This is a genomic window from Pseudomonas moorei (assembly GCF_042846945.1).
Taxonomy (GTDB): domain Bacteria; phylum Pseudomonadota; class Gammaproteobacteria; order Pseudomonadales; family Pseudomonadaceae; genus Aquipseudomonas; species Aquipseudomonas moorei.
Genome location: NZ_AP035776.1, coordinates 4,097,345 through 4,123,105, shown reverse-complemented (window position 1 = coordinate 4,123,105; position 25,761 = coordinate 4,097,345). Strand labels below are relative to the sequence as shown.

At 62.4% G+C, this 25,761-nt stretch carries 23 protein-coding genes and 1 pseudogene; 10 read left to right on the top strand and 14 right to left on the bottom strand.

The window, feature by feature from the left end; all coding sequences use genetic code 11:
- Positions 1-49 precede the first annotated feature (49 nt).
- The 7 genes from ACGJAX_RS19475 (at position 50) to ACGJAX_RS19445 (ending at position 7,399) form a co-directional block, all read left to right on the top strand.
- On the top strand, positions 50-1,135 hold the full coding sequence (locus ACGJAX_RS19475; RefSeq protein WP_390955768.1) for a polyamine ABC transporter ATP-binding protein: 1,086 nt from the start codon (positions 50-52) through the stop codon (positions 1,133-1,135).
- A 1-nt stretch (position 1,136) separates the two neighbouring features.
- The gene (locus tag ACGJAX_RS19470; protein ID WP_090322776.1) at positions 1,137-2,054 is read left to right on the top strand and encodes an ABC transporter permease; all 918 of its coding nucleotides are present in this window, start codon (positions 1,137-1,139) and stop codon (positions 2,052-2,054) included.
- Complete coding sequence (locus ACGJAX_RS19465; RefSeq protein WP_090322779.1) at positions 2,051-2,839, top strand: ABC transporter permease; 789 nt, start codon at positions 2,051-2,053, stop codon at positions 2,837-2,839. The genes ACGJAX_RS19470 and ACGJAX_RS19465 overlap by 4 nt, the downstream gene beginning before the upstream one ends.
- 17 nt (positions 2,840-2,856) lie before the next feature.
- Complete coding sequence (locus ACGJAX_RS19460) at positions 2,857-3,915, top strand: extracellular solute-binding protein (RefSeq protein ID WP_090322782.1); 1,059 nt, start codon at positions 2,857-2,859, stop codon at positions 3,913-3,915.
- Between the two features lie 128 nt (positions 3,916-4,043).
- Positions 4,044-5,240, top strand: a complete 1,197-nt coding sequence (locus tag ACGJAX_RS19455) for an amidohydrolase (protein WP_390955767.1) — start codon at positions 4,044-4,046, stop codon at positions 5,238-5,240.
- Positions 5,237-6,724, top strand: a complete 1,488-nt coding sequence (locus tag ACGJAX_RS19450; protein ID WP_390955766.1) for a chlorohydrolase family protein — start codon at positions 5,237-5,239, stop codon at positions 6,722-6,724. Before ACGJAX_RS19455 ends, ACGJAX_RS19450 begins: the two co-directional genes overlap by 4 nt.
- A 12-nt stretch (positions 6,725-6,736) precedes the next feature.
- Positions 6,737-7,399: a flavin reductase family protein gene (locus ACGJAX_RS19445; RefSeq protein ID WP_090322788.1), complete on the top strand. Its 663-nt coding sequence runs from the start codon at positions 6,737-6,739 to the stop codon at positions 7,397-7,399.
- A 131-nt stretch (positions 7,400-7,530) separates the two neighbouring features.
- Here ACGJAX_RS19445 and ACGJAX_RS19440 read toward each other — a convergent pair.
- A pseudogene (locus ACGJAX_RS19440) lies at positions 7,531-7,662 on the bottom strand (hypothetical protein); the annotation flags it as partial.
- Positions 7,663-7,802: 140 nt separating this feature from the next.
- On the opposite strand from ACGJAX_RS19440, the gene ACGJAX_RS19435 reads away from it, so the two are divergent.
- On the top strand, positions 7,803-8,789 hold the full coding sequence (locus ACGJAX_RS19435; protein ID WP_390955764.1) for an alpha/beta fold hydrolase: 987 nt from the start codon (positions 7,803-7,805) through the stop codon (positions 8,787-8,789).
- Position 8,790: 1 nt separating this feature from the next.
- Here the strand turns inward: ACGJAX_RS19435 and ACGJAX_RS19430 are convergent, their stop codons facing one another.
- The 5 genes from ACGJAX_RS19430 to ACGJAX_RS19410 all read right to left on the bottom strand — a co-directional run bounded on the left by ACGJAX_RS19430 (position 8,791) and on the right by ACGJAX_RS19410 (position 15,576).
- Positions 8,791-11,889, bottom strand: coding sequence for an error-prone DNA polymerase (locus tag ACGJAX_RS19430; protein WP_390955763.1), 3,099 nt, complete (start codon positions 11,887-11,889; stop codon positions 8,791-8,793).
- Complete coding sequence (locus tag ACGJAX_RS19425) at positions 11,865-13,280, bottom strand: Y-family DNA polymerase (RefSeq protein ID WP_390955762.1); 1,416 nt, start codon at positions 13,278-13,280, stop codon at positions 11,865-11,867. Before ACGJAX_RS19425 ends, ACGJAX_RS19430 begins: the two co-directional genes overlap by 25 nt.
- Before the next feature lie 7 nt (positions 13,281-13,287).
- On the bottom strand, positions 13,288-13,905 hold the full coding sequence (gene imuA / locus ACGJAX_RS19420) for a translesion DNA synthesis-associated protein ImuA (protein ID WP_090322795.1): 618 nt from the start codon (positions 13,903-13,905) through the stop codon (positions 13,288-13,290).
- Positions 13,905-14,522 (bottom strand): transcriptional repressor LexA, encoded by a 618-nt coding sequence (gene lexA / locus ACGJAX_RS19415; protein WP_090322797.1) that lies wholly within the window; start codon positions 14,520-14,522, stop codon positions 13,905-13,907. The genes imuA and lexA overlap by 1 nt, the downstream gene beginning before the upstream one ends.
- A 109-nt stretch (positions 14,523-14,631) precedes the next feature.
- Positions 14,632-15,576: a LysR substrate-binding domain-containing protein gene (locus ACGJAX_RS19410; protein ID WP_090322799.1), complete on the bottom strand. Its 945-nt coding sequence runs from the start codon at positions 15,574-15,576 to the stop codon at positions 14,632-14,634.
- 103 nt (positions 15,577-15,679) lie between these two features.
- Here ACGJAX_RS19410 and ACGJAX_RS19405 point away from each other — a divergent pair, with 103 nt between their 5' ends.
- Together ACGJAX_RS19405 and ACGJAX_RS19400 are read left to right on the top strand one after the other, a co-directional pair.
- Positions 15,680-17,422 carry an amidohydrolase family protein gene (locus ACGJAX_RS19405; protein ID WP_390955761.1) on the top strand — a complete coding sequence of 581 codons (1,743 nt, stop codon included), beginning with the start codon at positions 15,680-15,682 and terminating at the stop codon, positions 17,420-17,422.
- A 108-nt stretch (positions 17,423-17,530) separates the two neighbouring features.
- Positions 17,531-18,268, top strand: a complete 738-nt coding sequence (locus tag ACGJAX_RS19400) for a TorF family putative porin (RefSeq protein ID WP_390955760.1) — start codon at positions 17,531-17,533, stop codon at positions 18,266-18,268.
- Positions 18,269-18,374: 106 nt separating this feature from the next.
- Here the strand turns inward: ACGJAX_RS19400 and ACGJAX_RS19395 are convergent, their stop codons facing one another.
- From ACGJAX_RS19395 to ACGJAX_RS19360, 8 genes are all read right to left on the bottom strand, one after another.
- Positions 18,375-18,650 carry a gamma-butyrobetaine hydroxylase-like domain-containing protein gene (locus ACGJAX_RS19395; protein ID WP_390955759.1) on the bottom strand — a complete coding sequence of 92 codons (276 nt, stop codon included), beginning with the start codon at positions 18,648-18,650 and terminating at the stop codon, positions 18,375-18,377.
- Positions 18,647-19,609, bottom strand: coding sequence for a HEAT repeat domain-containing protein (locus ACGJAX_RS19390; RefSeq protein ID WP_390955758.1), 963 nt, complete (start codon positions 19,607-19,609; stop codon positions 18,647-18,649). The genes ACGJAX_RS19395 and ACGJAX_RS19390 overlap by 4 nt, the downstream gene beginning before the upstream one ends.
- Entirely contained in the window at positions 19,606-20,454 is an 849-nt protein-coding gene (locus ACGJAX_RS19385; protein WP_390955757.1) for an ATP-binding cassette domain-containing protein, read from the bottom strand. The genes ACGJAX_RS19390 and ACGJAX_RS19385 overlap by 4 nt, the downstream gene beginning before the upstream one ends.
- On the bottom strand, positions 20,454-21,236 hold the full coding sequence (locus ACGJAX_RS19380) for an ABC transporter permease subunit (protein WP_390955756.1): 783 nt from the start codon (positions 21,234-21,236) through the stop codon (positions 20,454-20,456). The genes ACGJAX_RS19385 and ACGJAX_RS19380 overlap by 1 nt, the downstream gene beginning before the upstream one ends.
- Before the next feature lie 129 nt (positions 21,237-21,365).
- The gene (locus tag ACGJAX_RS19375; protein WP_390955755.1) at positions 21,366-22,784 is read right to left on the bottom strand and encodes an ABC transporter substrate-binding protein; all 1,419 of its coding nucleotides are present in this window, start codon (positions 22,782-22,784) and stop codon (positions 21,366-21,368) included.
- Between the two features lie 219 nt (positions 22,785-23,003).
- Positions 23,004-23,249, bottom strand: coding sequence for a ferredoxin family protein (locus ACGJAX_RS19370; protein WP_008060065.1), 246 nt, complete (start codon positions 23,247-23,249; stop codon positions 23,004-23,006).
- Between the two features lie 26 nt (positions 23,250-23,275).
- Positions 23,276-25,006, bottom strand: coding sequence for a fumarate reductase/succinate dehydrogenase flavoprotein subunit (locus tag ACGJAX_RS19365; protein WP_390955754.1), 1,731 nt, complete (start codon positions 25,004-25,006; stop codon positions 23,276-23,278).
- On the bottom strand, positions 25,003-25,755 hold the full coding sequence (locus tag ACGJAX_RS19360; RefSeq protein WP_390955753.1) for a UTRA domain-containing protein: 753 nt from the start codon (positions 25,753-25,755) through the stop codon (positions 25,003-25,005). Before ACGJAX_RS19360 ends, ACGJAX_RS19365 begins: the two co-directional genes overlap by 4 nt.
- Positions 25,756-25,761: the final 6 nt, after the last annotated feature.

Genomic DNA, 25,761 nt, shown 5'->3' with positions numbered 1-25,761 from the left:
CTAAATTGCATCCAGATTTTGCATACAATAATCAGAGGAATGCACCATTATGGGTCATCCAGTTGCAATCGAAGTGCGTAACGTCTTTAAACGGTATTCCGACGATCCGGGGCTGGCTCCAGCCCTCGACAACGTTTCAGTCGACATTGCCGACAACGAGTTCTTCACCCTGCTCGGCCCTTCCGGCTGTGGCAAAACCACCCTGCTGCGCACCATCGCCGGCTTCGAGCACGTCAGCGACGGCGAGATTCGCCTCGCGGGCGAACCGGTCAATGACTTGCCGCCGTTCAAGCGTCGGGTCAACACGGTATTCCAGAGCTACGCGCTGTTTCCGCACATGAGTGTTGCGCAGAATATCGCCTTCGGCCTTGAGATGCAGGGTCTTGATCACAAGCAGATTGCGCAGCGGGTCGACGAAATGCTCGCACTGGTGCAAATGCAGCACCTGGCCAAGCGCAAACCGGCGGAATTGTCCGGGGGCCAGCAACAGCGCGTGGCTCTGGCACGGGCCCTGGCGCCGAAACCGAAAGTGCTGTTGCTCGACGAACCGCTGTCGGCCCTGGACCTCAAGCTGCGCAAGGAAATGCAGGTCGAACTCAAGCGCGTGCAGAAGGAAGCCGGGATCACCTTCATTTTCGTCACCCACGACCAGGAAGAAGCCCTGACCCTGTCCGATCGCATTGCCGTGATGTCCGCCGGCAAAATCCTGCAGATCGGCACGCCCAATGACATCTACGAACGGCCGCAGCATCAGTTTGTCGCGCAGTTCATCGGTGACATCAACTTCCTGCCCGGCCACCTCAAGCGCGGCCAGCAGAACGAAAAACTCTTCGTGCCCAATGGCATGCCGGTGGAAATCCCCTGCCCGGCCCAAGGCTTCGATGGCGCCAGCGTGCAACTGGCGTTCCGTCCGGAGCGCTCGCAACTGGTCGATCCGACGCAACCGCATCACCTGCGCGGGGTGATCGAGGCCGTGTTGTATGTCGGCACCGCAACCCTCTATCAGTGCCGCCTGAACAACGACATCAAGGTCATGCTGCGCGAGAACAACGAAGGCCTGAATCGCGGACGGGTGGTGGGCGATCGCGTCGCGGTCAACCTGCCGCCCCACGCCTGCCTGCTGATGGAGGCCTGAAATGAGCGTCAGCAGCACTTCTCCCGCCCTCAACCGCGCGCTGTTGCTCAGCCCGGTGGTTCTGACCCTGCTGGCCCTGATCGCCATCCCGCTGGGCATCATGGGCTACATCAGCCTGTTGCCGCGCAACGTGTATGGCGGTGTCGACTGGCAGGCCAACTGGCAATTGCAAAGCTACGTGCAGCTGTTTTTCCAGGAAGGTTTCGACGGTGAACTGGAGCTGAACTGGGTCTACGCCCAGGCGCTGTTGCGCTCGGTGTTTCAGGCCGGTGGCACGACCGTGTTGTGCTTCCTCTTTGGCTTTCCGGTGGCGTTGTGGATGTCGAGCCTGACACCGCGCCGGCGCAACCTGATGGTCTTGCTGATCACCATCCCGTTCTGGACCAACCTGTTGATCCGCAACTACGCCTGGCTGATCATCCTGCGCGAACAGGGCTGGGTCGCCCAAACCCTCAATGCGCTGTTCCCCCAGGCCGGTGGCATCACCCTGCTCTACAACGACTTCGCGGTCAGCGTCGGGCTGGTCTACAGCTTCCTGCCGTTCATGATCCTGCCGATTTATTCGACCCTGGAAAAACTCGACTGGCGTCTGGTGGAAGCCGCTTATGACCTGGGTGCCAATCGCTGGCACGCGCTGAAGCGGATCATTTTGCCGCTGTCGATGCCGGGGGTGATTGCCGGTTCCCTGCTGGTGTTCGTGCCGAGCCTTGGCGCGTTCATTACCCCGGCGATTCTCGGCGGCGGCAAGACGCTGATGATCGGCAACCTGATCCAGCAACAGTTCGGCACCGCGCGCAACTGGCCGCTGGGCAGTTCCCTGTCGTTCCTGCTGCTGGGGATCATGATGCTGTCCCTGGTGCTGTACGCCCTCTATAGCCGCAATGCCGCCAAGACCCTGCGTCGGGGAGCCCAAGCATGATCGCCCTGCACCTGAAAAAACTGCCCCTGACCCGTGAAGTCAGTCTGTTGATGCTGGCTTATCTGTACCTGCCGATCCTGGTGTTGATTGCCTACAGCTTCAACGCCAACCGCTCGGCGACGGTGTGGACCGAGTTCTCCTTCGCCTGGTATGGGCGGATTCTGGCCAACCCGTCGATCCAGACGGCGGCGTTGAACTCGATCATCGTCGCCAGCATCGCCACGGTCTGCGCCACGGCCATTGCCTTGCTCGCGGCGCTCGCCACCTACCGGCCGTTCTACGGACAGAAAATGGTCGAGGGCGGGATCAACCTGCCGCTGATCCTGCCGGAGATCGTCACGGCGGTCGCCACCCTGCTGCTGTTCATGGCGCTCGGCATCAAGCTCGGATTGCTGACGGTGATCATCGCCCACATCGGTTTCTGCATTCCGTTTGCGTACCTGCCGATCCGCGCGCGGCTCAACGACCTGGACAAGAGCCTGCTGGAAGCGGCGAACGATCTGTACGCCAACCCGTGGCAGGTGTTTCGCCGGGTGACCTTGCCGCTGTTGTGGCCGGCGGTGTTGTCCGGTTCGGTGCTGGCGTTTGTGGTCAGCCTCGACGATTTCATCATGACCTTCTTCGTCGCCGGGCCGGGTTCGACCACCCTGCCGGTGTACATCTTCTCCGCGATCAAGGCCGGCGTGACGCCGGAGATCAATGCGATTTCGACCCTGATGCTGGTGATTTCCATCGTGCTGGTGGTGCTGGCCTTCTGGCTGGGACAGCGCGGTAAACAACAATGAGCCTGGAGCCTGTTTTTATGAACAAAAAAGTGAAAAGCATGCGTTTCGCCGTTGCCAGTCTGGCCTTGAGTTGCTTCACCGCTTTCAGTGCACAGGCCGCAGAGCCCAAGGAACTGTTCTTCTATAACTGGACCGATTACTACCCGGTAGACCTGCTGGCCAAGTTCGAAAAGGAGACCGGGATCAAGGTCACCATGGACGGCTATGACAGCAACGAAACCCTGCTGGCCAAGTTGCAGGCCGGGGGCGCGGCGTATGACGTGATCGTGCCGTCGCAGTCGATCATGCGCACCCTGATCAACCAGAACCTGCTGCTGGAAATCGACACCCCGACCCTGCCCAATTTCCAATACGTGAAACCGGCGTTCCGCGACCCGAGCTTCGACCCCGGCCGCAAATTCTCGGCACCGTACCTGTGGGGCACCACCGGGTTTTCCTATGACAGTGCGCGGGTGCCGGGCGGCAAACTCGACGACTCGTGGAAAGAGTTCTTCGAACCACGCAAGGAACTGCAAGGCCAGCTCGCCGCACTCGACACCTCCAGCAGCGTGATCAATGCCGCCAGCCATTACCTGAACGTCGACGAATGCAGCGAAAACCCGCAGGACGCCAAGCGCATCCTGGAACTGCTGCAAAAACAGAAACCGTTCCTGAAGATGTACAGCTCGGACAACACCGTCGACCGCATGGCCTCCGGTGAAGTGATCATGATGCAGAACTGGAACGGCTCCACCGCGCGAGCCACGTTGCAGAAGAGCACCATCAAGTACGTCTACCCGCGCGAAGGCCTGGCGATGTTCCAGGACAACTTCGCCGTCCCGAAAAGCGCCCCGCACCCTGGCAACGCGAAAATCTTCATCGACTGGATGATGAAACCGGAAAACGCCGCCGCCGTATCCAACGCCATCGCCTACGCCAACGGCATCCAGAGCGACACGTTGATTGACGCCAAATGGCGCGTGATGGACGCCATCAACATGCCGGACGAATTCGCCTCGCGCCTGCGCCCCGAGAAAGAGTGCAGCAACAAGGCGCGGGAACTGCAGGACCGCATCTGGGCGAAGCTCAAGGGCTGATTGCCTGACTGAGACCGAGTCGCGGCCATCGCGAGCAGGCTCGCTCCCACAGGTGACGCATTCCACATGTGGGAGCGAGCCTGCTCGCGAATAGGCCGGCCCTGACAATATACAACTTGAGGTTTGCAATGAATCAACCCCGCTGGCTACGCAATGTACGCCCCTACGGTTCAACCGCCGAAGACCTGCTGATCGAAAACGGCCGGTTCACCCAACGTCGCCCGGCCTCGACCACTGAATTACTCGCCACCGACCTAGATGGCCAAAACCAACTGCTGACCCCGACCCTGGTGGAAAGCCACGTGCACCTGGACAAAACCCTCTGGGGCCAGCCGTGGCGCCCCAACAGCGCCGGCCCGACCCTCAAGGACTACATCGCCAACGAACGGCGGATCCTGCGTGAAGTCCAAACCCCGATCGCGCAACGGGCCGGGGCCCTGCTGGAAAACTGCATCGCCCGTGGCTCGCTGACCATGCGCTGCCATGTCGACATCGACCCGGAGTTCGGCCTGCGCCACGTCGAAGCCATGCAGCAGCTGCGGGAGCAGTACCGCGACCTCATCGACCTGCAACTGGTGGTGTTCCCGCAAACCGGCCTGATCAGCCGTCCCGGCACCGCCGAACTGATGCGCGAAGCCATGGCCCAGGGCGTGGAGAACGTCGGCGGCCTCGACCCCTGCGGCATCGACAACGACCCCATCGCCCAACTGGACTTCGTGTTCAAACTGGCCAGCGAGTTCGACCGTGGGGTGGACATTCACCTGCACGACAAGGGCGAGCTGGGCCTGTGGCAAATCGCGCTGATCGCCGATTACACCGAACGCTTCGGGCGTCAGGGCCGGGTCATGATCAGTCATGCCTACTGCCTCGGCATGCTGCCGTGGAGCCAGGTCAAACCCGTGGCCGAACGCCTGGCGGCGCTGGGTATTTCGTTGATGAGTTCGGCACCGGCCGACTGCGCGGTGCCGCCGTTCCTCGCTCTGCGCGAAACCGGGGTGAATGTCTGCCTCGGTTCGGACGGCATTCGCGACGCCTGGTCGCCCATGGGCAACGGCGACATGCTGGAGCGAGCAATGTTGCTGGCGTTTCGTTTCGATTTGAACAAGGACGAAGAACTGGCGGCGGCGTTCGACGCAGCGACGGTGAATGGCGCGCGGGCGCTGGGCGCTTCGGACTATGGGCTGGCGCTGGGCGGGCCGGCGGACTTTCTGTTGATGCCGGTACAGACCCTGGGCGAAGCCTTGGTTTCACGGCCGGTTCGCCAGGTTTATCGCGGTGGACGGTTGATCGCTTCGGGCGGTCGCTTGCTGGACAGTCGTTTGTGAATCGCATCGGGCTTCGAGCCAGTTGTGTGGTCGGCTTCGACGGCACGCAACACGTGCTGTGGCGCAATGGCGAGGTAGTGTTCGAGGGCTCGCGCATTGTGTTTGTCGGGCGCGGTTATCCGGGGCCGGTGAGTCAATGGATCGACTACGGCAATGCGCTGATCGGCCCCGGCTTCATTGATCTGGATGCCTTGGGCGATCTTGACTCCACGGTCCTGACCCTGGACAACGGCGACGAGCGCGACATGGGCCGGATGTGGTCGGCGGACTATCTGGCACGCGGATCACGGGAGAGCTACAGCCCTGAAGAAGAAGTCTTCAAGTATCGCTATGCCTTCACCCAACTGATCCGCAATGGCATCACCACCGCCATGCCGATCACCTCGATGTACTACCGCCAATGGGCGGAAACCTACGACGAATTTGCGGCGGTGGCCGGTGTGGCAAGTGAATTGGGGCTGCGCACTTACCTCGGTCCTTGCTACATGAGCGGCATGAGTTATTGGCAGGCCGACGGTACGTTGGCGCATCACTGGGATGAAGCCCGAGGCCTGGCCGGACTTGATGCGGCGGAACGGTTTTTCCGTGATTTCGACGGCGCCAACGGCGGCCTGATTCGTGGGGCGCTGTTGCCGGACCGCATCCAGACCTGTACGCCGGCACTGCTGCAACGCACCGCTGCGCTGAGCCGCGAGCTGAACGCACCGATGCGTTTGCATTGTTGCCAGGGGCTCGGCGAAGTGGCGATGGTCGAGCAACTGCGTGGCGCCTCACCGCTGGGCTGGTTGCAGCAGCTTGGGCTTTTGAATTCGCGCAGCCTGCTGCCCCACGGCATCTACACCGAGGGCGATGACGACCTTCAGCGGCTGGTGGATGGCGGCGCAAGCCTGGTGCACTGCCCGGTGGTTTTCGCCCGGGATGGCGAGGCGCTCAACTCCTTCGGCCGCTATCGGGCCAAGGGCATCAACGTCGCCCTGGGCACCGACACCTGGCCAGCGGATTTGCTCGACAACATGCGCCAGGGCCTGAACATCGCGCGATTGATGGAGGGCGGCAACGCGCTGACCAGCACACTGGACATGTACAACGCCGCCACCCTCGGCGGCGCCAAGGCACTGGGCCGTGACGATATCGGTCGTCTGGCGCCGGGGGCCAAGGCTGACATCACCGTGTTCAGCCTGCGCGGTCTGCACCTGGGGCCGCTGTTCGACCCATTGAAGAACCTGGTGCTGGCCGGACGCGGCGACGACTGCATTGCCAGTTACATCGATGGCCGCTGCGTGATGCAGGACGGCCAGGTCCAGGGTGTCGACTACCCCGCCTTGCAACGCCAGGCCCAACGACAATTTGAAAAACTCATGCGCAGCCACAGCGACCGGGCCTTTGGCCAACCGGACTGGAAGACCTTGTTCCAACCGGCCATTCCGTTCGCCGACGACTACAGCGCGCAGGCGCCATTGAGCGCCATCGATCCACTTCTTTAGAGAATCCTGCCCATGCAAAGCTTCGACTTCAGCACGCTGAGTGCGCGAGACAAATACAAGATTCTGATCGGCAGCGTGGTGCCACGACCGATTGCCTTGGTCACCACTGTCGACGGTGAAGGCCGGATCAACGCCGCCCCGTTCAGCTTTTTCAATGCACTCTCGGCCGATCCGCCGATCCTCGCCCTGGGCGTTGAAAACTACGGCGACCAGAGCCCCAAGGACACCACGCGCAACATCCAGCTCAACCAGGAATTCACCGTCAACATCGTCAGTGATGCGCTGGTGGAAGCCATGAACGTCTGCGCCGTGCCCTTCGCCCCCGGCTTCGACGAACTCACCGCCGCCGGCCTCACCGCCATTCCCGGCACCACGGTCAAATGCCCACGGATCGGCGAAGCGCCGGTCGCGCTGGAATGTCGCCGGATGATGGCGCTGTCCATCGGCCAGTCGCGGGAAATCATCTTCGGCGAAGTGCTGATGGCCCATGTTCGCGACGAACTGATCGACCCGAAAACCCTGTACATCGATCAACTGGGGCTCGACGCGATCGGGCGGATGGGTGGGCATGGCTATGCGCGCACGCGGGATTACTTCGATCTGCCGACACGCTCGTTGCAGGCCTGGACGGAAGCGCCGGGGGGTGGGGAGCGGTTTTGGCCACTAGCCAAGTAGTACGCAGCGCATATCCCCTGCAGGAGCGAGCTTGCTCGCGAAAAACGTCAACGCTAATGCGGGGTGCCTGATGAACTGCGGTGTTCTTGCGCCCATCGCGAGCAAGCTCGCTCCTACAGGGGGACGCGTCGTTAGCGAAAATCCCGGCTACGCACAGTGATACCGTCGAGAAGCGGGCTCAAGTCGCTGAGTCGTCCGGCAATCAGGTGCCGGACCTCACCCTCCTTCTCCCGGCGTCCATCGACCTTGTTTAATCTGAAACCTGAGGTCGTACATTTCCCGGCTGCCAGTATTGGCGCCGCGCCATATTCAACTTCAAATCAACTGTTCTTGCTGGGCAGCTCATCAATCCATTCCCTGGCAAGACAAAACAACCGAACAGCGTAATCAGGACGTTAATGACATGGATACCCGTCAGCGATTTTCCCCTTTCCATACGATTCGAAGCAGTAGGTACATCCTTCTGTTCACTGCGATACTCCTCCTTGCAACACTCCCGTATTCGGGCACCGCACACTCAACCCCCCCGGATATCAATCCGACAGCAAAGTCCTCCCTGCAGACCAGATCAATCCAGGCAGGCAACACGACCTGGTCGTATTACGAGGGCGCAAAGAACGGTCCGGTCCTGTTGCTGGTACATGGCTTTTCTTCAAGCAAAGACGCCTGGCGCACGTTGGGCGAGGACCTCGGCGCACGCTTTCACGTGATTATTCCCGACCTTCCCGACTGGGGTGATTCGACGCGCCTTGCCGGCGAAAGTTATGACATCGATGCACAAGCAGCGCGGCTCAATGACTTTCTGCTTGCGCTCGACCTGCGTGAAATCAATCTGGTCGGCCACTCCATGGGAGGCGCCATTGCCGGCGTATTTGCCGCCCAAAGGCCGGAGCGTATTGCACGCCTGGTGCTGGTCAACCCGTTGGGATTGAGCTTCGCCGAAAACGATTTCGTCCGGTCATTGAATGCTGGTCACAACCCGTTTATCTACGATGACCGTGCCGGCGTCGAACGCACTGCCCGACTTGTCTATCTCAATCCTCCCGAGATGTCCGACCAGGAAGTGGAAAATGCCATTGCGGGCAATCGGCATCAACGCAGCTTTATCGAGTCCACCCTGGCGCAGATCCGTCTACCATCCCAGTGGTTCGCGCTGGATCATCGGCTGGCGCAGCTCACCCTGCCGGTACTGGGCATCGGCTGCCGCGAGGATAAGGTGATCGATATCTCCGCCTTGCAGACGATGCAAAACGGTCTGCCCGATGATTGGGTCGGGCAGGTTGTCACCCTGGAAGGTTGCAACCACTTGCCCATGATTGAACGCCCTGTGGCCACGGGGCAGTTACTCACTGACTTTGCTGCCGGTGCCCAGCTGCCTGAAACCCTGTGACTCAATGAAAGTCCCGGCTCCGCACAGTAATGCCATCGAGCAGCGGGCTCAGGTCACTCAAGCGTCCGGCAATCAGATGCCGGACCTCACCCTCCTTCTCCCAGCGTCCATCGACCTTGAGCAATTGTGAGCCGACCAGCACCTTGCGTTGCCGCTCGGCCAGGTCACGCCAGACCACCACGTTGACGTTGCCGAACTCGTCTTCCAGGGTGACGAAGGTCACACCGCTGGCGGTGCCTGGTCGCTGCCGTCCGGTCACCAGCCCGGCGATGCTGACCGGCCGCCCGTGCTCGACCGCCAGCAATTCCTTTGAACTGCGGCAGCGCCGGGCCTTCAACTCGTCTCGCAACAACGCCAGCGGATGGGGCCCGAGGGTGGTGCCGAGACTGTTGTAATCGGCCAGCAGGTCCTCGCCCACCGTGGGTTTGGGCAGCGACACAGCGCCCTCCTCCTGACTGGGCAGGCCGGCAAACAGGCCAAGCTGCTTTTGCACCCCCGCCACGTCCCAGCGCGCCCGATGCCGATCACCGGCCAACCCTCGCAGCGCACCGGCATCGGCCAGAAGCTCCTGAGCGCGAGCATCGAGTCGCGCCCGTTCGCCAAGGTCGGCGACGTCGACAAACGCACCGCTCGAACGCGCCGCCTCGATACGTCGGGCATCGTCCTCGCGAAAGCCCTTGATCATGCGCAAACCGAGGCGAATCGCCGGTTGCGTACCGCTGAGCGGTTCCAGGCTGCAATCCCAGTCGCTGGCCCGCACGTCCACTGGGCGGATCTGCAGATGGTGGCGACGCGCGTCCTGCAGAATCTGGTCCGGGCTGTAGAAACCCATGGGCCAACTGTTGATCAGCGCACAGGCGAAGGCTGCCGGTTCGTGGCATTTCAACCAGCAACTGGCGTAGGTCAGCAAGGCAAAACTGGCGGCGTGGGATTCGGGAAAGCCGTAGCTGCCAAAGCCCTTGATCTGCTCGAAAATCTGCGCGGCGAATTCAGCCGTGTAGCCTTTTTTCTTCATGCCGGCGGCCAGTCGATCCTTGTGCGGTTCCAGCCCGCCATGACGTTTCCAGGCCGCCATGGAACGACGTAGCTGGTCGGCCTCGCCGGGGCTGTAGTCGGCGGCGACAATGGCGATCTGCATCACTTGTTCCTGAAACAGTGGAACGCCCAGGGTGCGCTTCAATACCTCCCGCAACTCTTCCGAGGGATAGCTTTCGAGTTCTTCCTTGTTTCGCCGGCGCAGGTACGGGTGCACCATGCCGCCCTGGATCGGTCCGGGACGAACGATGGCCACCTCGATCACCAGGTCATAGAACTTGCGTGGCTTGAGCCTGGGCAGCATCGACATCTGTGCCCGGGATTCGATCTGGAACACGCCGATGGTGTCGGCGCGGCCGATCATGTCGTAGGTTGGCGCGTCTTCGGAGGGGATCGACGCCAGGCTCAGGTCCAGGTTGCGATGACGGCGCAGCAAATCGAAACAGCGACGAATCGCGCTGAGCATGCCCAAGGCCAGGATATCCACCTTGAGCAACCCGACCGCATCGAGATCGTCCTTGTCCCACTGAATGATGGTGCGCTCGGCCATCGCGGCGTTCTCCACCGGCACCAGATGGTCCAGCGGCTGCTCGGAAATCACGAAGCCGCCGGGGTGCTGGGACAGGTGCCGGGGAAACCCGATCAGTTGCCGGGTCAGGCTGAGGACCCTGCGCAATACCGGACTGTCGGGGTCGAATCCGCCTTCACGCAGGCGCTCCACGGGGGGAGCCTGATCGCTCCAGTGGCCACAGCAGTCGGCCAGGGCGTTGACCTGATCCGGCGGCAACCCCAGCGCCTTGGCCACATCGCGCACCGCGCCGGCACCGTGGTAACTGCTGACGACGGCGGTCAGCGCGGCACGCCCCCGGCCATAGCGCTGGAACACATACTGCAAGACTTCTTCGCGGCGTTCGTGCTCGAAATCGACGTCGATGTCCGGCGGTTCATTACGCTCCTTGGAGAGAAAGCGCTCGAACAGCATGTTCATGCGATCAGGGTCGATCTCGGTGATGCCCAAGGCGAAACACACCGCCGAGTTGGCCGCCGAGCCCCGGCCCTGACACAGAATCTTCTCGCGCCGGGCGAAGGCGACGATGTCCTGCACGGTCAGGAAATAGCTTTCATAACCCAGCTCGGCGATCAGCCCCAGTTCCTTGTCGATCAGGCCGCGTACCTTCTCGCTCGCCCCGCCGGGCCAGCGCTCGCGCATGCCGCGCTCGGTCAACTCGCGCAGCCAGGACGCTGCGCTGTGCCCTTGCGGCACCAGCTCTCGCGGATATTGATAACGCAGCTGACCGAGGTCGAACGTGCAGCGCCGGGCGATGGTCAGGGTTTCGTCGAGCAAGGCCGCTGGATAGAGATCGCGCAAGACGTCGAGACTGCGCAGGTGCCGTTCACCGTTGGGGTGCAGGCGCAACCCGGCATCGGCCACCGACAGGTGATAGCGGATCGCGGTCATGGTGTCCTGCAAGGCGCGCCGCCCGCGAGCGTGCATGTGTACATCGCCGCTGGCCACCGCAGGAATCCGCAGCTCCCTGGCCAATGCCAGCAAATCGTTGAGACGCCGTGCATCGTCCTGACCACGGTGCAACTGCACCGCCAGCCACAGCCGTTCAGCGAACACCTGTTTCAGCCAGTCACCCTGTGCGAAGTCATCGACCGCGTCCGGCACCCACAGCGCCAGCAGCCCCGGCAACGGCTCGCTGAAGTCCTCGCGCAACACCTGATACTGGCCTTTTTGCGTACGGCGGCGGGCTCGGGTAATCAGTCGGCATAGCGCCTGGTAACCCTCGAGGTTCTCCACCAGCAGCACCAGCTTCGGGCCGTTCTCGATGCGCACTTCACTGCCAATGATCAGGGGCAGCTCCACGGACTTCGCCGCTTGCCAGGCACGGACGATGCCGGCCAGGGTGCATTCATCGGTGATCGCCAGGGCCTGATAGCCCTGCTTTTTCGCCCGCTGAAACAGCTCAAGGGCACTGGAGGCACCGCGCTGGAAACTGAAGTTCGACAGGCAGTGCAGTTCGGCATACCCGGCGCTCATGCGAACCAGCCCTGCAACCACAACGGGCCATCCTCGCCGACCGCACGATAAGCCCAGCCCTGCTGGCCGCTACGGGTTTCGATCAGGTAGTAGTCACGGCGTACGTCGTCGCCGTCCCACCAGCCGGACTCGATGCGTTCCGGCCCCATGAGGATGCGCGTCGAGCCTTCGTGTACCGCCAGCGGTTCGGCCAGCAGCCAGCCTGGCCGTTGCACGCTCGGGAATCCGGCGCAGGGCTGGTGGTCGGCACTGACCTGCCACGCACACTCCGGACGGTGATCGGCCTGAAAGCGCAAGCCGTGCACCGCGTCGTCCCCCAGCCGTGCGCGCAAGCGTTCGCGCAGTTGCTCCCAGGGCAAGGTTTGCTGTGGGCGATCGTCGAACAGCTCCTGAAACTGCGGAACGAAGCTCGGCAAGTCTTCGGCGCGCAGGCGAAACCCACGCACCGGCGCCTCGACCTGCACTTGCTCCAGCCGCCCCCGCGCCAGTTCGAAGAGCATCGCCGGATCGCGTTCGGCGCTGAGCAGCCCCACCTTGATCAACGTGTCCGGCAAGCCGGCGTGTTCCAGATGCAGGTCGAAGCGTTGCACGCCGCTGTCGCGCCCGCAGAGAAACGCCGACAGGTCGCCGGTCAATCGACGCAGCGGAAACAGCAAGGCCTGATGGGATTGCACATCAAAGTTGAGCTCGATACGCACATCGAAGCGGTCCGGCGGCAGATAGAACGCCAGCGCCAGGCGCCGCAAGCCGAGCAAGGTGTCCAGGTGCTTGAGCACCGGGGCCTCGAAGCGTCGCGCCAGGCTGTGCCGAGGCAACGCCTGCACCTGGCTCAAGGTGCGCAGGCCCATGCGCGACAACGCGGTGGCGACGTTGGCCTCCAGTCCGATGCGGTCGACGGGCAATTGTCCGAGGTGATACTGTAAGGCTTGATCGTCGGGCACCACCAGGCCGTCATGGGCGTTGGCCAGCATCCGCGCCGCCGCCGGGTTGGGCGCGGCGACGATGCGGTGACGGAAACCCAACTCGCCGAGTTCGCTGCGCAAACGCGCCTCGAATGGCGGCCAGCCACCGAACAGCCCCAGGCTGGACTCGATTTCAAACACCAGCGCGCGCGGGTAATGCACGCTGACCTGGGAACTGAAGCGATACGCCCAGCCGGCCAGGAACTGCTGCCAGTGTTCGATTTCAGCCGTGTCGTATTCGGCCGTGGCAAAGCCCTTGCTCAAGGCCTGGGCGGCGCTCATGGACTGGCCGGGACGCAAGCCCAGCGCCCGCGCCGGGCCGTTGACCGCCTGCAACACCCGGCGCTGGGCCGGGCCGGTCAGCAACGCCAGCGGCGCTTCGGGGTCGGCGCGCTGACGCAGCACCGCGTCCAGCGCCAATTGCGGGAAAAGAATGCAGACCCAGCGCATGGCAACCTCAATGCCCCACGGCAAAGGCAATCGGCGCCGAACGGGCCAGGCCGCCCCGGCACTTGAGCACCCGCAATTGCGCAGGCTTGGCATCAATGGCGATGCGCAGGGCCGCTGGCGACGGGTTGATCGCTTCACTGATCGAGCGATAGGCGAACGCCAGGGTCGAGCCGGTTTCCGCCGCCACCTGCAAGCGACGCAGGGCGCGGTCATCGGCCTTGTGCGGCCAGCACAGCACCGCGCCGCAACTGCCCGAACGCAGGCATTGCTCGGCCGCCCACAGCGCATCGCGCTCACTGGCCTGGATGATCGACAACTGGCGCAGATCGACCCCGGCGCTCTGCCAGGCCTGGGGATACGGCACATGGGGCGGCGCCACCAGCACAATGCGCTCGCCCGCCGCCGACAGCCGCGCCAGTGCCGGCCATACCAATTGCAACTCGCCGACGCCCTGCCCGGCCAGAAGGATTTCGGTCAGCGCCGCTTCCGGCCAGCCGCCCGTGGGCAACGCTGCATCCAGCGCGGCATGCCCGGTGGGTTGCGGGCTGACAGCAGGCGGCGCAGGCCGGCCCTTCCAGACCTGGCCGCCATTGAACAGCGTATCCAGCGCAACGACGGCACCCATCAGCCTTGCCTCACCAGACCGCAGAACACCCCTTCGATGGCCAGGTCCCGGTCGGCTTCGACGATGATCGGCTGGTAGGCCGGATTGCGCGGCAACAGGCGAACCCGGTCGCCGACCCGCTCGAAACGCTTGATGGTGACCTCGCCGTCCAGGCGTGCCACGACGATCTGGCCGTTGAGCGCCTCGGGGTTGCGGTGCACGCCCACCAGATCGCCGTCGAGAATGCCGTCCTCGATCATCGAGTCGCCGCGTACCCGCAGCATGTAGTCCGGCACCCGGGAGAAGATCGACGGGTCAAGCAGTAGACGGCTATGGATTTCGGCATCGGCGCCAATGGGCGCACCGGCCGCCACCCGACCGAGCACCGGGATGTCCAGCAACTCGGGGCGCGGCGGTTGCCCGAGCAGGCGAATGCCCCGGGCCTGATGCGGATTGACCTCGATAAACCCGGCTTCGGTGAGCGCCAGCACATGCTTGCGCGCCACGCTGCGGGAGGCGAAACCGAATGCCTCGCTGATCTCGGCGAGGCTCGGGGACTGACCGTGTTCGGCGATGCGCTCGCGGATAAAGGTCAGGATGGCGGTACGGCGGGGAGTTAAAGTCGTCATGGAGTACATTTGTACTCTTTTCGGTTTTTTCTTACAAGGACTTCTGCAGGAGCAGCCGGTCGACGCTCGATTGCTCGCGAAAAAACCGAGGCCGCCGCGGGGTATCAGGCACCCCGCGTTATCGTTGACGACCCTCGCGAGCAAGCTCGCTCCTACAGGGGTCGGCCAGATACGCGGTGATGTAATCGATAAACGCCAGCACTTTGGCCGTGGCCCGCCGATGGCTGGGGTACACCGCCAGAATGTGCGGGCCAAAGCTGTCGGGGTCGATGTCATAGTCGGCCATCACCTGCACCAGTCGCCCGTCGGCCAGGTACGGCGCGGCACTCCACAGCGGGGTGTGCAGCAGACCGCGCCCGGCCAGGGCATTGGCCAGCAACAGGTCGTAATTGTCGCTGCGCAATCGTGGCGTCTGGGGCTGCGGCAGGCTCAGCCGCTGGCCGTCGCGCTCGACCCACCAGAATTCGCGGCTGAGCAATGGGTGGCGATACAACAACCATTCGTGCTGATCAAGGGTTTGCGGGGTGACCGGCAGCCCCTTGCGCGCCAGATATTCCGGGCTGCCACACAGCGCCAGGCGATTGCTCCCGACCACCCGGGCGATCAGCCCCGGCAAGTCGTCATGCCCTTCGCGCAACGCGAGGTCGTAGCCGCTTTCGAGCAAATTGACGAACGCATCGCACAGGTCCACTTGCAGGTCGATCTGCGGGTATTGCTCAAGAAAACCGCCCACCACCTGGTCGAGAAAAGCCTGTCCATAAGCCAGCGGTGCGGTGATTTTCAGACTGCCGCGCAAGCCATGCTGCAACTGCTCGATTTCCTCACCCGCCTCGTCCAGCCGCTGCAACACCTGACGCGCGGTTTCCAGGTAAAGCCGTCCGGATTCCGTGAGCGAAATCCGCCGGGTACTGCGCTCGAACAAACGCGCACCCAGCTCCGTCTCCAGATGATTGACCGCTTTGGTCAGGGCCGAAGGGGTCTTGCCCAACTGCTCGGCGGCGCGACTGAAACTGCCCAGTTGCGCGGTGACCACGAACATTTTCAGTGCCCCTAACTTGTCCATTCTTTTTCCATTCAGGCAAAAACGTTTTTCGTGAGTGAGGCGTTCTGCCGACGGCGGCAAGCCACTAATCTGGCCATCAGACGCAATAACAAGGAAACATTCAATGAAAAGATTCATCCCGAATCTACTGATGGCGGCAATGAGTTTTGCCTCGTTGGAAGCCATGGCGGCGACTGATCTGGTGTTGTTCAACGGCAAGATTTTCACCGCCGACCGCAACCAGCCCAAGGTTCAGGCCCTGGCAGTACAGGACGGCAAAGTGCTGCAAGTGGGCAGCGATGCGCAGATCAAGGCCTTGATCGACTCAGGGACCCAAGTCATCGACCTGGGTGGCAAGACCCTGATGCCCGGCCTGATCGACAGCCATTCCCACGCGATTTTCGGCGGCCTGGAAATGGTCGCAGCGAACATGGAAGACGAGGTGGTCGAACTCGACGAACTGGAAAAACGCCTGCGTGGCTGGCGTGACGACGGCAAGGCCCGGCATGGCGATGTCTTGACCGTGGCCGGCATGAGCTCGGCCTACTGGGCGCAGTCCGAAGCCTTGGGCAAGACATTCAACAGCGGCGAATGGGCCGACGTGCCGGTGGTGTTTACCGGCAGCGATCACCACACGGCCTGGGCCAACAATGTGATGCTCAAGCGCGCCGGCGTCGACGCAATGTTGCTGAAAAACCTGCCGGACGCCGAGAAAGGCACCATCGGCAAACTCGCCGATGGCAGCCCCAACGGATTTCTGGTGGACGCCGGTTGGGACCGGGTGTCCTCGAAAATGCCGTCGCCGAGTGCCGCCGACATGCTCAAGGCGGCGAAAACCGCCGTGAGCTACAACAACAGCCTCGGCATCACAGCGTGGATGGACCCTGCGGCCAACGCCGCGCCTGGCGAACCGCTGTTCGCCCTCAAGCCCACGGAGAAAACCGTGGGTGTGCTGCCGGTGTACAAAGCCCTGTCCGAAAGCGGCGGCATGACCGCCCATGTCGCGGCACTGCTGGTGGCCAATCCGAAAAGCGTGCCGGCCGATCTCGACACGCTGGACAAGGTCCGCCAGCAGTTCCAGGGCATTTCCAACCTGACGCTGCCCGGCGTCAAGATCTTCGCCGACGGCGTGATCGAGTACCCGGCGCAGAGCGCGGCGATGATCGATCCCTATACCAACTCGCACAAACCAGGCGAACTGCTGATCGATCCCAAGCACTTCGGCGAACTGGTCAGCGCCATCGATCAACGGGGCTGGCGGGTGCACATCCACGCCATCGGCGACCGCGCGGTACGCGAATCGCTGAACGGCATCGCCCAGGCGCGCAAAGACCGGCAGAGCGGAGTGACCCACTCGATCACGCACTTGCAGATCGTCAATCCGAAAGAATTCGCCCGCTTCAAACCGCTCGATGTCATCGCTTCGATGCAACTGTTGTGGGCCAGTGCCGACGACTACACCACGGACATGATCAAGCCTTACGTCAGTGCCCTGGCGTTCCGTTACCAGTACCCGGCGCACTCCTTGCTCAAGCAAGGCGCGACCATCGCCGGGGCCAGCGACTGGCCGGTGTCTTCGCCCAACCCGTGGAACGCCATGGCCCAGGCCATGACCCGGATCGGGCCGATGGGGGTGCTCAACGCCGATGAACGCATTGACCGCGAGACCATGTTCTACGCCTATACCCTCAACGCCGCTCGCACCATTGGCCTGGACAAACAGATCGGTTCCTTGACCGCTGGCAAACAGGCCGACTTCATCGTGGTCGACCGCGATGTGTTCAGCGTCGACGAAAAAGCCCTGCACAACACCCAAGTGCTGCAAACCTGGTTCGCCGGTCGTCAGGTCTATGCACCAACCCTCTGATAAAAACAGCAACCCCGCCGCTGCCCGACTCCGTGTTTCTCGACACGGGGCCAGGCGCAGCCATGTCCGACTTCTGCCTATAACAATCACAATAGCGGGACGTACCCCATGAAAGCTTTCACCCTGTTCGCCCTCGGCTCCTTGAGTTTGCTGCCCTTAAGCAGCCAGGCCGTGCCCTTGAATGATGATTTTTCGTTGCTGCTGGACGTCAACCTGGCCAGCGACTACCGCAGCCGTGGCATCTCGCAAACCCAGAACGACCCGGCCCTGCAAGCCGGCGCAACCCTGACCCACAGCAGTGGCCTGTACCTGGGCGCATGGAGTTCCAACGTCGATTTTGGCGGCGGCCTGAAGACCCGACAGGAGATTGATTACTACGCCGGTTGGCTGTGGCAAGCCACCGATGCGGTCAATCTCGACCTTGGTTATCTCAAATACAGTTACCCGAAAGAGAGCCAGTTCAATCAGAGCGAGGTCTACGGCATTCTCAGCGTTTATGGGGTGAAGCTCGGCGCCTATTACTCCGACGATGCGCCGGGCATCGACAGCCAGCAGAACTCGCTCTACACCTACATCGGTTATGAAACCGAGCTGCCCTATGACACCGGCCTGAAACTGCGTTACGGCAACATGGACTTCAAGGACCCGACCCTGTATTCGAACTCGGGTGACGCCGAGGACTCGTACCGCGAATGGGAAGTCCGACTGACCCACGAACTGGCCGGAGTTACGCTGGGCCTGAGCTACGTCGACACCAACCTGTCGAAGAGCCAATGCGCCAGCAATTGGGGGTTCGATGATGTGTGCAGTGCGACGGTGGTGGCGAGCGTCAGCAAGACTTTTTGAGTTCACCGTGTGCCGGCACCGGCTTGTCGGTGATTTGGTCTTTGAAATCTGTGCTGAATTTCAGATTGCCTTCGCTGGCAAGCCAGCGAAAGCGGTATTCCATTCACTAAGAAAGCCCGGCTAAAAACGCCCACGGATAAATCCCCCGCTCATGCCCATCACTGAACACCAGCTGCAATCCATACCCCTGCGCATTCACTTCGACCACCTGAACGCGGTCATCAACCAGCGGCGCCATTCCCCGCATTCGAAACGCCCGGCATTGCGAACACGGGCATTGGCGACGCAACTCGACGTGGTCCAGCCGCTGTTCGCGACCGTCCGGCCAGTTCAGGCGCAATTGTTGTTTGCTTCGGGAGTTGCCGATGGCCAGCGGGTTCATTGCAGTTGACTCAAGGCAATGCGCACCGCCTTGCGCACTTCCGGGTCGCCGTCGTCCTGGGCGGCCAACAGCGGCGCGATGGCATCCCGCTCGTTCAACTCGCCCAAGGCCAGCGCGGCTTCCTTGCGCAGATTGCTGATGCGGTGGCCGAGGGTTTCGATCAAGGCATCCAGGGCCGGGGCATAACGTAAACGCCCAAGGCTGCGGGTGGCGCGCAGGCGGACTTGCCAGTAATCGTCACCCAAGGCTTCGACCAGCGCGGCACCAGCGTCGAGGTGTCCGACCTTGCCCAACGTGGTGGCGGCCTCTTCGCGCACTTGCCAGGCCTGGTCCTGCAGGGCCTGTCGCAGGGCCGGCAGCACCTGTGCGTCTGACGCCAGCCCCAAGGCCCCGGTGGCCGCGCGACGGACTTCGGTGTCCGGGTCATCGCTGGCCAGCCGTGCCAGGGCCGGCAAGGCATCAAGCTGCTTGAGCCAGCCCAGCACGCCAACCGCTTCACGCCGGACATTGGCGTCGTGATCGTCCAGCGCCAGCAGGGCCGCCGGGGCTGCCAGGGGAAAGCGCAACTCGCGCAAGGCCCGGAATGCAGCGATGCGCACGCCGATGTCGGCATGCCCGGTCCACGGCAGAATCACCCTGCCGGCCGCTTCACTCTTGAGCAGGCTGAGGCTTTGCGCGGCGGCGGCTTGCACCGCTGGCGCGGGATCGGTCAGGGCCTGGCACAACGCCTCGACCACGGGCTCGTCCTCCCAGGCTTCGAGCAAGCGCGCGGCTTCGGCGCGAACCTCCTCGGCCGGGTCGTGCGCCAGGCGATCGACCAGCCACAGCAGGCCATCCGGTTCTTCCAGGTCAGCCAGGTCGATCAGGGCGATACGGCGCACACCGGCATCCTCATCGGTCAGGCGTGGTTGCAGGGAGAGAATGTCGTCGTTATCGGTTACATCAAAGAGTGAGGTCATAGGGCAAATCGCGGCAGTTTGTTTTCAGGAGGAAGTCCGAGAGGGTTCAGGCGCGGTAGCTGCCGACCGTCTTCGTGACGCAGAAGCTCGAGGCAGTGACGCTTCAAGCGCGAGAAGGCGTGGCTGGTCACCAGCTCGGTGGTGCGTGGCCGGGGGAAGTCCAGGTGCAGGTCTTCAATGATCCGGCCGGGGCGCGAGCTCATCACCAGCAAGCGATCGGCAAGGAACAGCGCTTCGTCGATGTCGTGGGTAACGAACACCACGGTGGTGCGAATCCGTGTCCAGATGTCCAGCAGCAGTTCCTGCATGTTCAAGCGCGTCAGGGCGTCGAGGGCACCGAAAGGCTCGTCCATCAGCAACAACCGTGGACGATTGACCAGCACCCGGGCGATTTCCACCCGCTGCTGCATGCCGCCGGACAGCTGATCCGGCCAGCGCTCGGCAAAGCCTTCAAGGCCCACCAGGGCGAGGATTTCATCGGCGGCCCGGTGCCGTTCGGCTTTGCCGATACCGCGCATTTTCAGGCCGAAGGCGACGTTGTCGCGCACCGTGCGCCAAGGGAACAGCGTGTGCTGCTGGAACACCATGCCGCGCTGTGGCGACGGGCCAGACACCGGCGCGCCGTCGACGTTGAGGACGCCGGTGCGCGGTTGCAGGTGACCGGCCAGCGCACCGAGCAAGGTGGATTTGCCGCAACCGGACGGCCCGAGGATGCACACGAACTGTCCCGGTTCGATCTGGCAATCGAGCCCTTGCACCGCTTCAAAAGCGGCGCTGCCCTCGCCCAGGCTGATCGACAGGGCGCGAATATCGATACGCCCTTCCGGGTGTTGAAAAACGCTCATCAGGCTTTACCTCGTGGTCGATGCCAAGGCGTGAACAGTCCGCCGAGGCGCTTGATCAATAGGCTGCTGCCCATCCCGAGTACCCCGATCAGCAACATGCCGACCACGATGTCGGCGTAGTTCTGGATGGTGTAGGACTCCCAGGTGTAATAGCCGATGCCGTACTGGCCGGAGATCATTTCGGCGGTCACCAGGCAAAACCACGAGGTGCCCATGCCGATGGCCAGGCCCGTGATGATGCTTGGCGCAGCCCCCGGCAGAATCACTTCCAGCAGAATCGCCCGCCGCCCTGCCCCGAGGCTTTTCGCCGAGGCAATCAGCCGTGGATCGACACTTTCGACGCCGTGCACGGTATTGAGCAGGATCGGAAACAACGCGCCGGTGAAGGTGATGAAGACCATCGACAGCTCTGACGAGGGGAACATCAGGATCGCCAGGGGGATCCAGGCCACGGCGGGTATCGGCCGCAGTACTTCCAGCGGCGGCAGCAACAGGTCTTCGGCCCATTTCGAACGGCCGATGGCCAGTCCCAGGGCAATGCCGATGACCAGTGCTGCGAGGTAACCGGCGAACACCCGGCCAAGGCTGCTGCTCAAGTGCCGGGCCAATTTGCCGGAGTCACCGAGACCAAAAGCTGCCTGAATCACGGCCAGCGGTGTTGGCACATTGGCGAATGTCACCAGGCCGAGGTTCCAGTGATGGCTGGCGGCGAGTTGCCAGAACAGCAGGCAGAGCAGCAAGGAGGCGGCTCGGGGAGGCCAGCGCTTAAAGGGTCCGTTCACAATTGTTCCTCTCAACCGATTTCCTGTAGGGGGCGTGCCTGCTCACGATGAGGTGTCAGTCGACATTTCCTTGGCTGACACTCCATCGCGAGCAGACTCGCTCCTACAGGGGACTGCGGTGTTTTTGAATTAGCGCACGGCCACCGCCTGGGTGGTGGCATCGGTGAAGTCGAACACCTTGCCGCCCTGGGCCGTGGCGAATTGTTGGGCCTGTCCCTTGAGCAAAAACGCACTGAGGCGCCCTTTCGCATCACTGGCAAACCACGCCTGATCCGCCAGTAACTTGATGCCGCTGTCGCTGGCCTGGGCATACACCGCGCGGATGTTCTTGCCTTCCTGCTTGAGGCTGGCCAGCGCGGTGAACGCGGCTTCCGCCGACGCGTACTGACGGACTTTCGCTTCGCCACGCACCCAGATCTCGGCCACGTGGCTGAAGTCGGTGATGGCTTTGCCAGTGGACGCATCGACCGCTTTGAGCGGGGTTTGCGCGTAGTTGGCCAGTTGCGCGGTGTAGTCCAGTTTCGAGGCCTTGAAGGCGGCGCGGATGTACTGGTCGTCAATGAAGGTATTCAGATCGAGCCCGCGATCCGCCTTTTTCAGCAGTTTGAGGGTGTCGATGGCGGTGCCGACGGCCTGGCGATATTCAGGTTTCCAGCTCAGGTCACGGGTCTGTACGCCCAACGGACCGTGGAACAGGTAATTGACCTCGGCATCGACCCCGGTGACCTTGGCGATCAGTTCGCTGTACTTCTCCGGCTCGGCGGCGAGCAACTGATTGGCCTCGATGCTGGCGCGCAGGTAGGCGACGACGATCTCCGGGTATTTTTTCGCGTAGGCCTGGTCAACCAGCGCACCGTGGAAGGTTGGCGCCCCAGCCTGGGAGCCGTCATAGATCTTGCGTGCGAAGCCTCGGCTGGGGAACAGCTCGGCGAACGGCACGAAGTCGGCATGGGCGTCGATCTTGCCGGCCTGCAAGGCGGAGCCGGCGACTTCCGGTGGCTGGGCAATGATGTTCACGTCCTTGAGCGGGTCCCAACCCTGGGCCGCCACGGCACGCAGCAACATGCCATGGGCGGTCGAAGCGAACGGCACGGAAATGGTCTTGCCCTTCAGCTCGGCCAGCGACTGCACGCCCGAGGCACTCGGCACCACGATGCCGTTGCCACTGCCCTTGATGCTACCCGACAGCACGCTGATGAACAGGCTGTGCTTGCCCGCCGTTTCGAACGCCACACCGTTGAACGAACCGGGGAAATCGGCCATGGCGCCGAAGTCGAGTTTGCCGGCAACCATTTCGTTGGTCAGGGGCGCGCCGCTGGTGAAGTTCTTCCACTCCACGTCGTACTTCGCATCCTTGTATTGCCCGTCATGGGGCAGGTATTTGTCGAGCAGGCCCAGTTCGCGGATCAACAGACCACCAGCGGCGCAGTTGATCGTGGTGTCCTGGGTGCCGATGGCAATGCGGATGGTTTCGGCCGAGGCCGACAAGGTGAATGAGGCCAGTACCAGACCGGCAAACGCTGCACGCAGCGATGTTGGCAAAACCATGGTGAATCCCCTCGAATCATTTATTGGATGTTCGTCTCCGCCACGATCAGGGCGTGGTGGGAAACGAGGGGTGTTTGAAACAGGCGTCCGGTGGTGGCCGGATGGCTTTAACGCATTTTTTCAACACACGATCTGGAGCCGGCTTGAACGGCGAAAGCGGTGTGTCTGTTGCAGAGGTGGTGAATGTGAAATCGCTTTCGCTGGCAAGCCAGCTTCAAGTCAGCGCAACAAATAAGGGATGTCCACTTTCACTGCCCCGGTCGGGCAGTCCTTCTCACAGGGCATGCAGTACCAGCACTCATCGAAGGCCATGTAGGCCTTTTGCGTGGCCGGGTTGATGGCCAGCAAGTCCATCGGGCAGACGTCGACGCACACGGTGCAGCCTTTGTGGGCGATGCACAGGTCCTCGTCGACGGTGACCGGCGCGTTGGAGCGGAAGAAGATTTCCTGGGGCTGATAGGCCATGTTCGGTCTCTCTTTTGTTGATGGCATCAAGCCGCGTCGGCACCGACCCGCAACCGGTCGTAGGCCTGCATTTCATCGGCGTCGAGCGGGATGATGTAAGGCTCGACGGCTTTCTTGAAACTGGTCATCAGGCCGTTTTCATCCTTCTTCAGGTGGCAATGGCAGAACCAGTCGTTGTCGTTGCGTTGCGGGTGATCGACCCGATAGTGGTAAAGCCCCCAGCGACTTTCAGCGCGGAACAACGAGGCCCGGGCGGCCATTTCGGCACAGTCGCGGATCATGCTGACTTCCATGGCACGCATCAGTTCGTGGGCGTTGTGGGCCTTGATCTGATCGAGGTCGCGCTGGATATCGCTGAAGCGCTGCAGGCCGATTTGCATTTTCTTGGTCACTTTCGGCGGTTGCAGGTAGTCGTTGACGAAGCGCCGCAACTTGTACTCGACCTGGGCCGGTGGCAGGCCGTGTTCGCGGTCCAGTGGCGCGTAGACCCGTTGTTTCTCGGTTTCGATCTGCGCCGCATCCAGCGCCGAAAACTCACGCCCGGCGACGAAATCCGCCGCATTGGTCCCGGCAAACCAGCCGTAGGTGAACGCGCCGAGCATGTAGTTGTGCGGCACCGCTGCCATGTCCCCCGCCGAGTACAAACCCTTGACCGAGGTTTCGGCTCGCTCGTTGACCCACACCCCCGATGCCGAATGCCCGCTGCAAAAACCGATCTCGGAAATGTGCATCTCGACCATTTGCGTGCGGTAGTCGGTGCCGCGATTGGCGTGGAACTGGCCGCGACTCGGGCGCTCGTTGCTGTGCAGGATTTCTTCGATGTTCTGGATGGTTTCCTCGGCCAGGTGATCGAGTTTGAGGAACACCGGACCATTGCCGCTTTCCAGTTCCTGGTGGAACTCCCACATCATCTGCCCGCTCCAGTAGTCGCACTCGATGAAGCGTTCGCCCTTGTTGTTGGCGGTGTAGCCGCCCAGCGGACCGGTGACATAAGCGCAGGCCGGGCCGTTGTAGTCCTTGATCAGCGGGTTGATCTGGAAGCATTCCAGGTTCGCCAGTTCGGCCCCGGCGTGATAGGCCATGGCGTAGCCGTCGCCGGCATTGGTCGGGTTTTCGTAAGTGCCCATCAGGTAGCCCGAGGACGGTAGGCCCAAACGCCCGGCGGCGCCGCACGCCAGAATCACCGCCTTGGCCTTGATCACATGAAAGTCGGCCGTGCGGCAATCGAAGCCCATCACACCATTGACCGCGCCCTCTTCGTCCTTGAGCAAACGGGTACAGACCAGGCGATTGGTGATGCTCACCCGCGCCCGCTTCAACTGGCGATACAGCACTTTCTTGATGTCATGCCCTTCGGGCATCGGCAGCACGTAGGCGCCCATGTGATGGACCTTTTTCACGGCGTAGTCGCCGGTTTCGTCCTTTTCGAACTTCACGCCCCAGCGGTCCAGTTGCTCGATCGTTTCGAAGCTGTGGGTCGCGTAGGCGTAGACCGCCGCCTGGTTGACGATGCCGTCGTTGGCGATGGTGATTTCCTTGGTGTACTGCTCCGGCGTCGAGTGGCCGGGGATGATCGCGTTGTTCAGGCCGTCCATGCCCATGCTGATCGCGCCGCTGCGCTTGACGTTGGCCTTGTCGATCAACAGTACCCGCAGGTCGCGGTTGCGTTCCTTGGCCTTGATCGCCGCCATGGGCCCGGCAGTGCCACCGCCGATCACGACGATGTCGTATTCCTGCTCCAACGTGTTTCGGCTCATGCCTGCTCCCCTTTTTGCCGGTCGATCCGCAGGCGGTACTGGAACGCGTCGCCTCGGTAGTAAAGGTGTTCGAAATCCAGGGGCCGCCCATCAGCGTCATGGGTCAGACGCTCGATGCGCATGATCGGCGAGCCCGGTTCGACGTTCAGCGCCTGGGTCAGATCGCTGTCAGCCAGCACCGCATCGATGGCCAGATCGGCGTGACCGAGGGCCAGGCCGCAGTCGTTTTCGAGGATCAGGAAGATGTCGCGGGTGACCAGGTCTGCCTTCTCCAGGCGCTCGCCGATGGCTTTGGGCAGGTAGGTGATTTCCAGCGAAATCGGCTCGCGATTGATCAAGCGCACCCGTTTGATCTGCGCCACGACTTCACCCTCGGCGACCTGCAAACGCTCGGCCACCTGTTTGTCGGCGGCAATGAATTTGAAACTGCGCAGGCGGTTGATCACCTCGTAGCCGCGACCGGTCATGGACTCGGCCAGGCCTTGCAGGCTGCTGACGTTCTGGAAGGTCTTGGGTTTGGCGACGAAGGTGCCCTTGCCGTGAATCTTGAAGATCAGCCCTTCCTTTTGCAGGTCACCGAGGGCCTGGCGCACGGTGATGCGGCTGACCTTGAACAGCGCGCCGAGCTCGCTCTCCGAGGGCATCTGGCTGTCTTGCGGGTACTGACCATCGAGAATGCGGGCGCGCAGCACATCCCGCAGCTGGGTGTGCAAGGGAACGCTAGTGAGGGATAGAACGTTATCGGTCATGAAGAT

Coding starts and splice junctions, on each gene's coding strand:
- ACGJAX_RS19475 (WP_390955768.1), top strand. CDS start 50: ATGGGTCATCCAGTTGCAATCGAAGTGCGTAACGTCTTTAAACGGTAT.
- ACGJAX_RS19470 (WP_090322776.1), top strand. CDS start 1,137: ATGAGCGTCAGCAGCACTTCTCCCGCCCTCAACCGCGCGCTGTTGCTC.
- ACGJAX_RS19465 (WP_090322779.1), top strand. CDS start 2,051: ATGATCGCCCTGCACCTGAAAAAACTGCCCCTGACCCGTGAAGTCAGT.
- ACGJAX_RS19460 (WP_090322782.1), top strand. CDS start 2,857: ATGAACAAAAAAGTGAAAAGCATGCGTTTCGCCGTTGCCAGTCTGGCC.
- ACGJAX_RS19455 (WP_390955767.1), top strand. CDS start 4,044: ATGAATCAACCCCGCTGGCTACGCAATGTACGCCCCTACGGTTCAACC.
- ACGJAX_RS19445 (WP_090322788.1), top strand. CDS start 6,737: ATGCAAAGCTTCGACTTCAGCACGCTGAGTGCGCGAGACAAATACAAG.
- ACGJAX_RS19435 (WP_390955764.1), top strand. CDS start 7,803: ATGGATACCCGTCAGCGATTTTCCCCTTTCCATACGATTCGAAGCAGT.
- ACGJAX_RS19425 (WP_390955762.1), bottom strand. CDS start 13,280: ATGCGCTGGGTCTGCATTCTTTTCCCGCAATTGGCGCTGGACGCGGTG.
- imuA (WP_090322795.1), bottom strand. CDS start 13,905: ATGGGTGCCGTCGTTGCGCTGGATACGCTGTTCAATGGCGGCCAGGTC.
- lexA (WP_090322797.1), bottom strand. CDS start 14,522: ATGTACTCCATGACGACTTTAACTCCCCGCCGTACCGCCATCCTGACC.
- ACGJAX_RS19410 (WP_090322799.1), bottom strand. CDS start 15,576: ATGGACAAGTTAGGGGCACTGAAAATGTTCGTGGTCACCGCGCAACTG.
- ACGJAX_RS19405 (WP_390955761.1), top strand. CDS start 15,680: ATGAAAAGATTCATCCCGAATCTACTGATGGCGGCAATGAGTTTTGCC.
- ACGJAX_RS19400 (WP_390955760.1), top strand. CDS start 17,531: ATGAAAGCTTTCACCCTGTTCGCCCTCGGCTCCTTGAGTTTGCTGCCC.
- ACGJAX_RS19395 (WP_390955759.1), bottom strand. CDS start 18,650: ATGAACCCGCTGGCCATCGGCAACTCCCGAAGCAAACAACAATTGCGC.
- ACGJAX_RS19390 (WP_390955758.1), bottom strand. CDS start 19,609: ATGACCTCACTCTTTGATGTAACCGATAACGACGACATTCTCTCCCTG.
- ACGJAX_RS19385 (WP_390955757.1), bottom strand. CDS start 20,454: ATGAGCGTTTTTCAACACCCGGAAGGGCGTATCGATATTCGCGCCCTG.
- ACGJAX_RS19375 (WP_390955755.1), bottom strand. CDS start 22,784: ATGGTTTTGCCAACATCGCTGCGTGCAGCGTTTGCCGGTCTGGTACTG.
- ACGJAX_RS19370 (WP_008060065.1), bottom strand. CDS start 23,249: ATGGCCTATCAGCCCCAGGAAATCTTCTTCCGCTCCAACGCGCCGGTC.
- ACGJAX_RS19365 (WP_390955754.1), bottom strand. CDS start 25,006: ATGAGCCGAAACACGTTGGAGCAGGAATACGACATCGTCGTGATCGGC.
- ACGJAX_RS19360 (WP_390955753.1), bottom strand. CDS start 25,755: ATGACCGATAACGTTCTATCCCTCACTAGCGTTCCCTTGCACACCCAG.